The 12,390-nt window shown below is 54.6% G+C and carries 15 protein-coding genes; 10 read left to right on the plus strand and 5 right to left on the minus strand.

Features of this window, described 5'->3' with window-relative positions:
• The first annotated feature begins 12 nt into the window (after positions 1 to 12).
• The 7 genes from rfaQ (at position 13) to coaD (ending at position 6,905) form a co-directional block, all read left to right on the plus strand.
• Positions 13 to 1,083, plus strand: a complete 1,071-nt coding sequence (gene rfaQ / locus AC4OVS_RS21420) for a putative lipopolysaccharide heptosyltransferase III (RefSeq protein WP_491922695.1) — start codon at positions 13 to 15, stop codon at positions 1,081 to 1,083.
• Positions 1,080 to 2,207, plus strand: a complete 1,128-nt coding sequence (locus AC4OVS_RS21425; RefSeq protein ID WP_023299023.1) for a glycosyltransferase family 4 protein — start codon at positions 1,080 to 1,082, stop codon at positions 2,205 to 2,207. Before rfaQ ends, AC4OVS_RS21425 begins: the two co-directional genes overlap by 4 nt.
• A gap of 2 nt (positions 2,208 to 2,209) precedes the next feature.
• The gene (locus AC4OVS_RS21430) at positions 2,210 to 3,310 is read left to right on the plus strand and encodes a glycosyltransferase (RefSeq protein ID WP_023299022.1); all 1,101 of its coding nucleotides are present in this window, start codon (positions 2,210 to 2,212) and stop codon (positions 3,308 to 3,310) included.
• Positions 3,311 to 3,321: 11 nt separating this feature from the next.
• Complete coding sequence (locus tag AC4OVS_RS21435) at positions 3,322 to 4,311, plus strand: glycosyltransferase (RefSeq protein WP_491922696.1); 990 nt, start codon at positions 3,322 to 3,324, stop codon at positions 4,309 to 4,311.
• Between the two features lie 66 nt (positions 4,312 to 4,377).
• The gene (gene waaA / locus AC4OVS_RS21440; RefSeq protein ID WP_003860874.1) at positions 4,378 to 5,652 is read left to right on the plus strand and encodes a lipid IV(A) 3-deoxy-D-manno-octulosonic acid transferase; all 1,275 of its coding nucleotides are present in this window, start codon (positions 4,378 to 4,380) and stop codon (positions 5,650 to 5,652) included.
• Complete coding sequence (locus tag AC4OVS_RS21445; protein ID WP_045621030.1) at positions 5,652 to 6,422, plus strand: glycosyltransferase family 2 protein; 771 nt, start codon at positions 5,652 to 5,654, stop codon at positions 6,420 to 6,422. The genes waaA and AC4OVS_RS21445 overlap by 1 nt, the downstream gene beginning before the upstream one ends.
• Before the next feature lie 3 nt (positions 6,423 to 6,425).
• Positions 6,426 to 6,905: a pantetheine-phosphate adenylyltransferase gene (gene coaD, locus AC4OVS_RS21450; RefSeq protein WP_022646622.1), complete on the plus strand. Its 480-nt coding sequence runs from the start codon at positions 6,426 to 6,428 to the stop codon at positions 6,903 to 6,905.
• 2 nt (positions 6,906 to 6,907) lie between these two features.
• On the opposite strand, the gene mutM is transcribed toward coaD, so the two are convergent.
• From mutM to radC, 4 genes are all read right to left on the minus strand, one after another.
• The gene (gene mutM, locus AC4OVS_RS21455; RefSeq protein WP_003860879.1) at positions 6,908 to 7,717 is read right to left on the minus strand and encodes a bifunctional DNA-formamidopyrimidine glycosylase/DNA-(apurinic or apyrimidinic site) lyase; all 810 of its coding nucleotides are present in this window, start codon (positions 7,715 to 7,717) and stop codon (positions 6,908 to 6,910) included.
• A gap of 72 nt (positions 7,718 to 7,789) precedes the next feature.
• Positions 7,790 to 7,957, minus strand: a complete 168-nt coding sequence (rpmG, locus tag AC4OVS_RS21460) for a 50S ribosomal protein L33 (protein WP_003024094.1) — start codon at positions 7,955 to 7,957, stop codon at positions 7,790 to 7,792.
• A gap of 22 nt (positions 7,958 to 7,979) precedes the next feature.
• Positions 7,980 to 8,216 (minus strand): 50S ribosomal protein L28, encoded by a 237-nt coding sequence (gene rpmB, locus AC4OVS_RS21465; protein WP_002436699.1) that lies wholly within the window; start codon positions 8,214 to 8,216, stop codon positions 7,980 to 7,982.
• Between the two features lie 217 nt (positions 8,217 to 8,433).
• Positions 8,434 to 9,099 (minus strand): RadC family protein, encoded by a 666-nt coding sequence (gene radC / locus AC4OVS_RS21470; RefSeq protein ID WP_022646621.1) that lies wholly within the window; start codon positions 9,097 to 9,099, stop codon positions 8,434 to 8,436.
• A gap of 173 nt (positions 9,100 to 9,272) precedes the next feature.
• Between radC and coaBC the strand changes: the two genes are divergently transcribed.
• The 3 genes from coaBC (at position 9,273) to slmA (ending at position 11,638) form a co-directional block, all read left to right on the plus strand.
• Positions 9,273 to 10,484, plus strand: coding sequence for a bifunctional phosphopantothenoylcysteine decarboxylase/phosphopantothenate--cysteine ligase CoaBC (gene coaBC, locus AC4OVS_RS21475; RefSeq protein WP_087878399.1), 1,212 nt, complete (start codon positions 9,273 to 9,275; stop codon positions 10,482 to 10,484).
• Positions 10,462 to 10,920 carry a dUTP diphosphatase gene (gene dut / locus AC4OVS_RS21480; RefSeq protein WP_015570042.1) on the plus strand — a complete coding sequence of 153 codons (459 nt, stop codon included), beginning with the start codon at positions 10,462 to 10,464 and terminating at the stop codon, positions 10,918 to 10,920. Before coaBC ends, dut begins: the two co-directional genes overlap by 23 nt.
• A 121-nt stretch (positions 10,921 to 11,041) precedes the next feature.
• Positions 11,042 to 11,638, plus strand: coding sequence for a nucleoid occlusion factor SlmA (slmA, locus tag AC4OVS_RS21485; RefSeq protein ID WP_003860901.1), 597 nt, complete (start codon positions 11,042 to 11,044; stop codon positions 11,636 to 11,638).
• Positions 11,639 to 11,720: 82 nt separating this feature from the next.
• Here the strand turns inward: slmA and pyrE are convergent, their stop codons facing one another.
• Complete coding sequence (pyrE, locus tag AC4OVS_RS21490) at positions 11,721 to 12,362, minus strand: orotate phosphoribosyltransferase (RefSeq protein WP_023305206.1); 642 nt, start codon at positions 12,360 to 12,362, stop codon at positions 11,721 to 11,723.
• Between the last annotated feature and the right edge of the window lie 28 nt (positions 12,363 to 12,390).

A 12,390-nucleotide genomic window follows, 5' to 3' on the forward strand; every position in this document is an offset into this window, starting at 1 on the left:
AACGCCGATAAGATGATGATGAATAACTTACCTGACACGCCTGATTTGCGCATTTTACTGATTAAACTTCGCCATCATGGTGACATGTTACTCACCACCCCCGTCATCAATTCATTGCGCCAGAAATGGCCTGAAGCCCAAATCGACGTGCTTCTCTATGAAGAGACGCGAGACATGCTCGCCGCGCATCCGGCAATCGGTACGATCTATGGTATCGATCGTAAATGGAAGCAGTTGGGGACGCTGAAGCACCTGCAAAAAGAGTGGCAGTTGCTTCGTGCTTTACGCGCTCAGCATTATCATCTGGTGATCAATCTTGCCGATCAGTGGCGCAGCGCGATTGTTACCCGCTTCACCGGCGCACCGGTTCGGCTCGGGTTCGCTTTTAACAAGCGCAATAATGCCTTCTGGCGTTTTTGTCACAGTGAACTGGTCTCGGTCGCCAGCCATCAGAACCTGCATACCGTTGAACAAAACCTGTCCATACTGAAACCATTACCCGTTGCCGCCAGACCCGCCGTCACCATGGCTTACAGCGCGGATGACTGGAACCATGCTCATCACAAGCTGACACAAAAGGGCGTGGGAGAACGCTATATCGTTATTCAACCCACTTCACGCTGGTTCTTTAAGTGCTGGGACGAAGGCAAAATGGCGCAAACTATCGCCGCATTGCAGCAGGACGGCCACACTATCGTCCTTACGGCGGGACCGGATAAGAAAGAACTGGCGATGATTGACCGCATTCTTGCCGCCTCCCCGCAGACGGGGGTTGTGTCGCTGGCAGGGCAGTTAACCCTGCGCCAGCTGGCCTCGCTTATCGATCACGCAGCCCTGTTCATTGGCGTTGACTCCGTCCCCATGCACATGGCCGCCGCCCTTCAGACGCCCTGCGTGGCGCTGTTTGGCCCATCAAAGTTGACGTTCTGGTCGCCATGGCAGGTTAACGGCGAGGTCATCTGGGCTGGTAACTACGGCCCGCTTCCCAACCCTGACGCCATTGATACAAAAACGACGGAACGTTATCTCGACGCCATCCCCGTTGATGCTGTCGTCTCCGCCGCAAGGAGATACCTGCAATGAAGCTTCATCGTCTGGCCATTGTGCGCCAAAAATATCGGCCGGATGGGGGAGCAGAACGTTTTGTCTCCAGGGCACTCACCGCGCTGAGCAATCAAAATCTTGAGCTCAACGTCATCACCCGCGAGTGGCAGGGCGAAAAGCAGGACGACTGGCATATTCATATCTGCGATCCACGAAAGTGGGGCCGCATCAGCCGTGAACGCGGCTTTGCACACGCCGCGCGCGCGCTGTGGCAGCAACAGCAGTTTGATATTGTACAGAGCCACGAACGTATTCCGGGCTGCGATATTTACCGCGCCGGAGATGGTGTACATCGACGCTGGCTGCTACAGCGTACGCGTATTCTTCCCGCCTGGCGCGCGAAGCTGCTCATGCACGATCGCTATCACCGCTACGTGATGAACGCCGAACGTGAAATGTACCAGGCTCCCGAGTTGAAAGCCGTTATCTGTAATGCGGAGATGATCAAGCGCGAAATCGTCGAAGACTTTGATATTGACGCAAAAAAGATACATGTGATTTATAATTCAATAGATTCCCGCCGCTTCGTTCCGGCAGAAGAGAGGCAGCGCGCTGTACTGCGTAAGCAATTTGGCTTACCCGCTGATGCCGTCATTTTCTGCTTCGTGGGTTCAGGGTTTGAACGCAAGGGGCTGGCAAGCGCTATTCAGGCTATAGCAGGAACATCGGCGTGGCTGGTTGTGGTCGGTCAGGATAAAGCGGAAAGCCGTTATCGCGACCTCGCCCGTTCATTAGGCTGTGAGGGGCAAATCCGTTTCCTGGGGATGCAAAAAGAGACGCTGCCATTTTATCAGCTTTCTGATGGTTTACTGCTGCCGACGCTGTATGATCCTTTCCCTAACGTCATACTTGAAGCAATGGCCTGTGGATTGCCCGTCATTACGTCAGAGAGTTGCGGTGGTTCAGAATTTATTGAGCAAGGCCAGAACGGGTTTTACTGTGATGCACTTGATATCCACACATTGAAGGAGGCCGTCATGTCCATCCCTTCACTGGAAAAAAATAACAATATGGGGCTTGCGGCGCGTGAACGCGTTAGAGAAGCAACCCCTGAAAAACTATCAAGTCAGCTTATTTCGCTTTATCAAAAATTACTGGATTAATAATGCGCATCCTAATGATTATTGATGGTTTACCCGGTGGAGGAGCCGAAAAAACGGTTCTCACCCTCTCCAGCGGACTGACAGAACTGGGGCATCAGGTCACCCTTTTCTCCTTACGGAAGGTGTGCGACTACGCCATTCCGGAAGGCATCGATTTTCAGGTCGTGCAGGATACCTGTAAAAAACCCTGGCGGAAGCTGACCGAGATCCCGCGTCGCGCCCGTTTGCTGGATCGCGCCATTGAGCAGGCAGAACGCAGCGGTAAATTTGACGTCGTCTTCTCGCATCTGCATAAAACCGACCGTATCGTGGCGCACAGCCGCGTGCTGGATCGCGATAAGGTCTGGTTTTGCGTACACGGGATGTTCTCCTTCTCCTATTTGCGCCATCGCAGCGGGCTTTCTCGCTGGTTTAAGCATTATAAAATTCGTCATACCTATGAAAACCGCAACGTGGTGGCGGTATCCGGCGCCGTGCTGCACGATCTGTCTGAAGTACTCGCGATCCCCCTGCGGCGCAAAGCGGTTATCCATAACCCGTTTGATATCCCTGAAATTCAGCGTCTGGCGGAAGCGCCCTTTGAGATGCAGGGGCAGAATTACATTATCCACGTTGGCCGTTTTCATGAGCACAAACGTCACGACCGGCTGCTTCGCGCGTTCGCGATGAGCAAGATTGACGCATCACTGGTGTTGATGGGCAAAGGCTCTGACGTGAAAATTAACCAGCTCAAACAGCTTGCCGCTAAGCTGGGAATTGAAAACAAGATCGTCTTCCGCCCGTTTGAAACCAATCCTTATCCGTGGATCAAAGGTGCACGCCTTTTAGTGTTAAGTTCCGACTGCGAAGGTTTTGGTAATGTACTGGTAGAGTCCATTATCTGTCAGACCCCACCGGTGAGTACAAACTGCCCTGGCGGCCCTGCTGAGATCCTTACTGGCCCCCTGGCGCGCGGTCTGACCGCGTTAACCGACGAATCACTGGCGAATACCCTGGCAGAACTGTATGCCTCTCCGCCGGTTGTTGATCGCGAAACGATCGCATCGTTCGGTATCAACGCCATTTGCCAGCAATACATTGCTTTGGTCGACAACCAAAAATAATCAGGTTTCATATGCAAAATTCAGCGCCTTTATTAAGCGTGGTGGTTGCCGTTTATAACGGTGAAGCTTTTCTCGATCAGTTCTTTACCTGCCTTGTAAATCAACACATCGACAGTATGGAAGTCATCATCGTGAATGACGGCTCCACTGACCGCTCGATGCAGATTGTCGAAAAATGGTGCGAACAGCTGCCACAGATGCAGGTTATTGAACAACCTAATCAGGGCGTGTCCATCGCGCGTAATACCGGCCTGGCCGTTGCGACCGGCCAATATCTCTCTTTCCCGGATATTGATGATGTCTTCAAACCCGGCATGTACCAGCGTCTGCTGGATATGGCCGTCACACAGAACCTGGATGTCGCCACCTGCAATGGCAACTACGTCTGGGAAAATAACAAAAAACCGTCTCGCCCTATCTTCCCTGAAGATAAGCTCGCCTCAACGAGCGTCATGAATGGCGCGGCATGGTTAAAAAAGGCGCTGGATTCACGTAAGTTCCTGCATGTGACCTGGCTGAATATCTATCGTCACGATTTTATTCGTCAGCACGGCTTCCGTTTCGAGCCTGGCCTGCGCCATCAGGATATCCCGTGGACGACTGAGGTGCTGCTTGCTGCGGAACGCGTTCAGTACACCAGCGAACGCTTTTACGACTACTACATTCACTCCGCCTCGGTATCGCACACCCCGGATAATGACGACACGCTGATTCGCTCAGCACGCCATTACATGAAGATCCTGAAGATGCTTGATGCCATTAACCAGCGCTACCCGGATAAAGTGAAAAATATCCCGGCCTGTCACTGGCAAATCGCCAAAGAGGGTCTGGGAATTATTCATACCTTCGGCAACATGAAGGATGAAGCGAAGAAATCAATGATAATCAAAGAGTTCTTCGACACCGGGATCTGGAAGCTCATCTGGAAAAGTGCCAAAAGCCCGCGTTTGCGCTGGCGCCTGGGCCGACGCTACTTCCGTTTAAAACGGTATCTGGCATAAGAGATAGCTTTAGCACGCTTAAATGCTTAGAATTTCCCGGCCGAAACTAAAAAAACGGATAATCGCTTGGAATTGTTGTATACCGCCCTGCTCTACATCATTCAGCCACTGGTGTGGCTGCGACTGTTGCTTCGTAGCCGTAAAGCGCCTGCGTACCGTAAACGCTGGGCCGAACGCTATGGCTACTGCCGCAATAAAGTGGCGCCGGACGGTATTCTGCTGCATTCCGTGTCAGTTGGGGAAACGCTGGCCGCCATTCCACTGGTGCGTGCCTTACGCCATCGTTATCCGTCACTGCCCATCACCGTCACCACGATGACGCCAACCGGCTCAGAGCGCGTGATGTCTGCCTTCGGTAAAGACGTGCATCACGTCTACCTGCCGTACGATCTCCCCTGCGCCATGAACCGTTTCCTGAATACCGTTCGCCCTAAACTGGTGATCGTCATGGAAACTGAACTGTGGCCGAATATGATTTCCGCCCTGCATGCCCGTAAAATTCCTTTGGTTATCGCCAACGCGCGTCTGTCGGAACGCTCGGCGAAAGGGTACGGCAAGCTGGGTAAATTTATGCGTCGCCTGCTCAGCAAAATTACGCTGATCGCCGCGCAGAACGAAGAAGATGCCGCGCGCTTTATCGCCCTCGGCCTGAAGCGCAACCAGCTTGCGGTCACGGGTAGCCTGAAGTTTGATATTTCCGTCACCCCTGAACTCGCCGCCCGTGCGGTAACGCTGCGTCGTCAGTGGGCGCCGCGTCGCCAGGTCTGGATTGCCACCAGCACCCATGACGGCGAAGAGGCCATTATTCTTCAGGCTCACCGCCAGCTGCTGGAAAAATTCCCTGATTTACTGCTGATTCTGGTTCCTCGACATCCTGAGCGTTTTAAAGATGCCCGGGAGATGGTGCAAAAAGGCGGTTTCAGCTTCACCCTGCGCAGCAGCGGCGAAATCCCCTCTGGCAGCACGCAGGTGGTGATTGGCGATACGATGGGCGAACTGATGCTGCTGTACGGGATTGCCGATCTTGCATTCGTTGGCGGAAGCCTGGTGGAGCGCGGTGGTCATAACCCGCTGGAGCCGGCAGCCCACGCCATTCCCGTGCTGATGGGTCCACACACGTTTAACTTCAAAGATATCTGCGCGAAATTGCAGCAAGCCGATGGCTTAATCACCGTGACCGATGCGGACTCGGTGGTCAAAGAGGTCTCAACCCTTCTGACTGACGAAGATTACCGCCTGTGGTACGGTCGTCACGCCGTTGAAGTCCTGCATCAGAACCAGGGTGCACTGACCCGTCTGCTGCAACTTTTGCAACCTTACCTGCCGCAGCGGAGCCACTAATGTCAACGCGTCTGTCGGTCGTGATGATCGCCAAAAACGCCGCCGACCTGCTTCCGGATTGCCTGGCCTCTGTTGCCTGGGCTGACGAAATCGTCATTCTCGATTCCGGAAGTACGGACAATACGGCGGACGTTGCCCGTGCAGCCGGGGCAAAAGTCTTTACCGACACCGACTGGCAGGGCTACGGTATTCAGCGTCAGCGTGCGCAGGGTTACGCCACAGGCGATTACGTGTTGATGATCGATACCGATGAGCGCGTCACCCCGGAACTCCGACAGGCCATTCAAACGGTGCTTGCCGCGCCACAGCCCGGCGCGGTCTACAGTATCGCGCGTCGTAACTATTTCCTGGGCCGCTTTATGCGCCACAGCGGCTGGTACCCCGACCGCGTGATGCGCCTCTATGCCCGCGAGCGTTATCAGTACAACAACAACCTGGTCCATGAGTCTCTGGCCTGCGATAACGCTCAGGTCATCCCCCTGACGGGCGATCTGCTTCATCTGACCTGCCGCGATTTCGCCAGCTTCCAGCGGAAACAGCTGAACTATGCCACCGCCTGGGCACAGGAGCGGCATGCGCGCGGCAAGAAGGCCACGCTGACCGGCATCTTCACCCATACGCTGGGCGCGTTTCTGAAAACGCTGCTGCTACGTGGCGGCGTGCTGGACGGCAAGCAGGGCTGGTTACTGGCGGTAGTGAATGCCCAGTATACTTTCAATAAATACACCGAGCTGTGGGCGCTGAACCGCGGCTACTCAGAGAAAACGTGAGCCATGAGCACAAAAGCGATTTATCCGGGTACCTTCGATCCGATCACTAACGGTCATCTTGATATCATCACCCGTGCGGCGTGTATGTTCGACAAGGTGATTCTGGCCATTGCCGCCAGCCCGAGCAAAAAGCCGATGTTTGACCTGAACGAACGCGTGCAGCTTGCCACCGATGCGATTTCGCATTTGTCGAATGTTGAGGTCGTCGGATTCAGCGATTTGATGGCAAACTTTGCCCGTGCCCAGCAGGCCAATATCCTGATCCGCGGTCTTCGCGCGGTAGCAGACTTCGAATATGAGATGCAGCTGGCGCACATGAACCGCCATCTGATGCCGGAGCTGGAGAGCGTATTCCTGATGCCCTCCAAAGAGTGGTCCTTCATCTCTTCTTCGCTGGTGAAAGAGGTGGCGCGCCATCGCGGGGACGTTACCCACTTTCTGCCGGTTAACGTCCACCAGGCGTTGATGGAAAAGTTAAAGTAACCCTACTTCTGGCACTGACGGCAGTAAAACGTGGCGCGCTGAGCGTGCTTCGTGGCAATAATCGGCGTCCCGCATGCTCTGCACGGTTCCCCCTTACGACCATAAACCTGCAACTCCTGCGCAAAATAGCCCGGCTTCCCGTCGCTTTGCAGAAAATCCTTCAGCGTCGTCCCGCCCTGCTCAATTGAGCGCAGCAGTACCGCTTTAATCACTCTGACCAGCAGCTCGCACTCCTGCGCAGACAGCGAAGAGGCCAGCCGATCGGGATGGATCCCGGCGGCAAACAACGATTCGCTGGCATAGATATTCCCCACGCCCACGACCAGCTTGTTATCCATCAGCCAGGGTTTAATCGGGGTTTTCTTTTTCGCGCACTTCTCTTTGAGATAATCTGCGTTAAACGCCTCTGAGAGCGGCTCAGGTCCAAGATGCGCCAGCACGTTGTGCCCTTCCAGCTCTTTGGTCCACAGCCATGCACCAAAGCGACGCGGGTCGGTGTAACGCAGCACCTTGCCGTTACTCATCACCAGATCAACGTGGTCGTGCTTTTCCGCAGGCAACTCTTCGGTGAGGATGCGCAGGCTTCCCGACATGCCCAGATGGATAATGATCCAGCCGTCAGGCAGCTCCAGCAGCAGGTATTTCGCGCGGCGCTGTACGCTCAGGACGGGTTTATCGCTTAACGCGTGGATCTCATCGGACACCGGCCAGCGCAGACGCCCGTTGCGAACGACAGCATGAAGAATAGTCGCGCCAACCAGATGGGGCTCAATGCCGCGGCGGCTGGTCTCTACCTCAGGTAATTCAGGCATGGTTCCTCCGTTGAGATGCAGAATGCAAAAAACCCCGCAGTTGCGGGGTTTTTCAATACAAGGAGACTAAAATTATTTGATTTTAGCTTCTTTGTACAGTACGTGCTGGCGTACAACTGGATCGAATTTTTTCAGTTCCAGTTTTTCCGGCTTAGTACGTTTGTTCTTCGTGGTGGTGTAGAAGTGACCTGTACCAGCAGAAGAAACCAGCTTGATTTTCTCGCGAATACCTTTAGCCATGATTTATTTCCTCTTTAAGTACTTAGTACTTTTCGCCACGGGCACGCAGTTCGGACAGAACTGTATCGATGCCTTTCTTATCGATTACACGCATACCTTTAGCAGATACGCGCAGGGTGACAAAACGCTTCTCGCTCTCAACCCAGAAACGGTGAGAGTGCAGGTTCGGCAGGAAACGGCGTTTAGTCGCGTTCAGTGCGTGGGAACGGTTGTTACCGGTCACCGGACGCTTGCCAGTAACTTGGCAGACTCGGGACATGTCTATTCTCCAAAAATCAAATTAGCTCGAGCTTCGTATGGGGTATCGGCGCCTCGTCAGGCTTTACAGCCCGGTCATCGCATAGTTCTATTGAACTCTCGATTGCCAGGCCCAAATGCCAAACCCGAGATTCTCAAAGGTGGCGTAGTATACGCTGACTCGGCGGTGTGCTCAAGTCCCGAACAGACAAAGATCCCGATGGATCGCGAGAAAAGGCCTAAATCCAGCCACGTTCGGCAAAAGAAATGTACTCTCCGCGGCCAATTATCAGATGGTCCAGCACACGAATGTCCATGAATTGACAGCATTTGATAATACGTTCGGTAATTGCTTTGTCAGCTCTGCTTGGTTCTGCACAGCCAGAGGGGTGATTATGCGCGAGGATCACGCCGGCTGCATTCACTTTTATCGCTTCCCGCACAATTTCACGCGGATGCACCTCAACGTGGCTCAATGTTCCCGAAAAAAGGCGGGTATGTTTCAGTACCCGGTTTTTGTTGTCGAGAAAGATCACCATAAAGATCTCCCGCTCCAGATCGGAAAGCTGGCTTTGCAGAAATTCGCGGGTCATATCGGGGGTGAGGATCGGGTCTTCTTCCTCCATACGCACGTTGTAAAATCGCCGGGCCAGCTCCGCAATGCCCCGCAGCTGGGCATATTTCGCCACGCCAATGCCCTCAACGTGCGTAAACGCCTCCAGCTCGGCGGTCAACAATCCATACAGTGAGCCGAAATGCTCTATCAGCTCTTTCGCCAGCGTAAATACCGTTTTCCCCGGCGTGCCTGTGCGTAAAAAGAGCGCCAGCAGCTCGTCGTCCTTTAACAACGTGACGCCATGGCGCAGCATTTTTTCACGCGGTAGCAGCAGTTCAGTCTCTTCCATGCCCGGCCTCCTTCTGTTTGCCATTATGCTGCCACAGGCAAATTCGGGGCTCGACGCTGGCGTTTCGTTCTTGCGTAGCGCCTCGCAAAGTGAATTAAGGACATCATCACCCCGTTTTAGGGATTGTGATAAAATGCCCGCTCTCTGGTGAAACCCAACAGGAAAGAATCATGATGAGCCTGGCCGGTAAAAAAATCGTTCTTGGCGTCAGCGGCGGTATTGCTGCCTATAAAACGCCAGACCTGGTGCGCCGTTTGCGCGAGCGCGGGGCCGACGTACGGGTCGCGATCACCGAAGGCGGCAAAGCCTTTATCACCCCGCTGAGCCTGCAAGCCGTCTCGGGATACCCGGTATCCGACAGCCTTCTCGACCCGGCAGCCGAAGCCGCAATGGGCCATATTGAGCTGGGGAAATGGGCCGATCTGGTTATCCTTGCCCCCGCCACGGCAGATGTAATTGCCCGCGTGGCGGCCGGGATGGCGAACGATCTGGTAACGACCATTTGCCTCGCCACGCCTGCGCCCGTCGCGGTTGTACCCGCAATGAACCAGCAGATGTATCGCAACGCCGCTACCCAGCATAATCTGGATACGCTGGCCTCGCGCGGCCTGCTAATTTGGGGACCGGAGAGCGGCAGCCAGGCCTGTGGCGACGTGGGGCCAGGGCGTATGCTCGACCCATTGACGATTGTTGATATGGCCGCCGCCCATTTCTCGCCTGTCAACGATCTGCAACATCTCAACATCATGATTACCGCGGGCCCCACGCGCGAGCCGCTGGATCCGGTGCGATACATCACCAACCACAGCTCCGGCAAAATGGGCTTTGCGATTGCTGCCGCGGCAGCCAAACGAGGCGCGAACGTGACGCTGGTGAGCGGCCCGGTGTCGCTTACCACCCCTGCGTTTGTGCGGCGTATTGATGTAACTACCGCGCTGGAAATGGAAGCCGCCGTACAGGCGCATGCTCAACAGCAGCATATTTTTATCGGCTGTGCGGCCGTCGCTGATTACCGCGCCGAAACCATTGCCGACGCCAAAATTAAAAAGCAAGGTGATGAATTAACAATAAAAATGGTGAAGAATCCGGATATCGTTGCCGGTGTCGCCGCATTGAAAACTCATCGTCCTTACGTTGTTGGGTTTGCCGCAGAAACGAATAATGTGGAAGAATATGCCCGGCAAAAACGTACCCGCAAAAACCTCGATTTGATTTGCGCGAACGACGTATCGCTGTCCACGCAAGGATTTAACAGCGACAGCAACGCATTGCACCTTTTCTGGCAGGATGGAGATAAAGTCTTACCGCTTGAGCGCAAAGAACTCCTGGGCCAACAATTACTGGACGAGATCGTTACCCGTTATGATGAAAAAAATCGACGTTAAGATTCTGGACCCGCGCGTTGGCGAGCAATTTCCGCTGCCAACGTATGCCACCTCCGGCTCTGCCGGTCTTGACCTGCGCGCCTGTCTCGATGACGCCGTAGAACTGGCGCCGGGTGCAACGACCCTGATCCCGACCGGGCTGGCGATTCACATTGCTGACCCGTCACTGGCAGCGGTGATCCTGCCGCGCTCTGGCCTGGGCCATAAGCATGGCGTCGTGCTGGGTAACCTGGTCGGCCTGATCGACTCTGACTATCAGGGTCAGCTGATGGTATCCGTCTGGAACCGTGGCCAGGACAGCTTCACCATTGAACCGGGCGAGCGTATCGCGCAGATGGTGTTTGTACCGGTGGTGCAGGCAGAATTTAACCTGGTGGCAGACTTCGACGCTACCGACCGTGGCGAAGGCGGCTTCGGCCATTCCGGGCGCAAATAACCGCCCGACAAACACGCATCTCACAGCGCCATAATGCAATAACAAACCGCAAACGTCAGTTTGCGGGTCGCTGTGTGGTTGCCAGCCTGACAAGTGCTTATTTTCAGGGGTATTTTGTAACATGGCAGAAAAACAAACCGCGAAAAGGAATCGTCGCGAAGAAATACTTCAATCTCTGGCTCTGATGCTTGAATCCAGCGACGGCAGTCAACGCATCACCACCGCCAAGCTGGCGGCCTCTGTGGGCGTGTCAGAGGCGGCGCTGTATCGTCATTTCCCGAGCAAAACCCGGATGTTCGACAGCCTGATCGAGTTTATCGAAGATAGCCTGATCACGCGCATCAACCTGATTCTGAAGGATGAAAAAGACACCAGCACGCGTCTGCGTCTGATTGTGCTGCTGATTCTGGGCTTTGGTGAACGTAACCCGGGTCTGACCCGTATTCTTACCGGCCACGCGCTGATGTTTGAACAGGATCGTCTGCAAGGCCGTATAAACCAGCTTTTTGAGCGTATCGAAGCCCAGCTTCGTCAGGTTCTGCGCGAGAAGAAAATGCGGGAAGGCGAGGGATATAATACGGATGAGACGCTGCTGGCAAGCCAGATCCTGGCATTTTGCGAAGGGATGCTCTCCCGGTTTGTGCGCAGCGAGTTTAAATATCGACCAACGGACGATTTTGACGCCCGCTGGCCGTTAGTGGCAGCACAATTACAGTAACGCCATCGCCGGATGGCGGCTTCGCCTTATCCGGCCTACGAACAGGTAGGCCCGGTAAGCGTAGCGCCACCGGGCAACGCAATTAAACCCCGAACTCTTCGCGATACGCTTTTACCGCCGCCAGGTGATCCGCCATCTCAGGCTTCTCTTCCAGATATGCAATCAGGTCTGTCAGCGTGATGATAGAGATCACTTTGCAGCCATAATCGCGTTCCACTTCCTGAATAGCAGAGATGTCGCCACGCCCGCGTTCCTGACGATCAAGCGAAATCAGCACACCCGCAAGCGTTGCACCGTTAGCCTGGATAATCTCCATCGATTCACGGATCGCGGTGCCTGCGGTGATCACGTCATCCACCAGCATCACGCGGCCCTGCAACGCACTGCCGACCAGATTGCCGCCTTCACCGTGGGTTTTGGCCTCTTTACGGTTAAAGCAGTACGGTACGTCGCGGTCATGGTGCTCCGCCAGCGCCACCGCCGTGGTGGTTGCAATTGGAATGCCTTTGTACGCGGGGCCAAACAGCAGATCGAAATCAATCCCGGAATCCACCAGCGCTTCGGCATAGAAGCGGCCTAACAGTGCCAGGTCGCGCCCGGTATTAAACAGCCCGGCGTTGAAGAAATACGGGCTTTTACGCCCGGATTTCAGCGTGAACTCGCCAAACTTAAGTACCTGCTTGTTAAGCGCAAACTCAATAAACTGGCGCTGATACGATTTCATGGATTTGCTCCTTTGTCTTTTCAGTCTT

Source organism: Enterobacter sp. 4974935, from assembly GCF_058661735.1.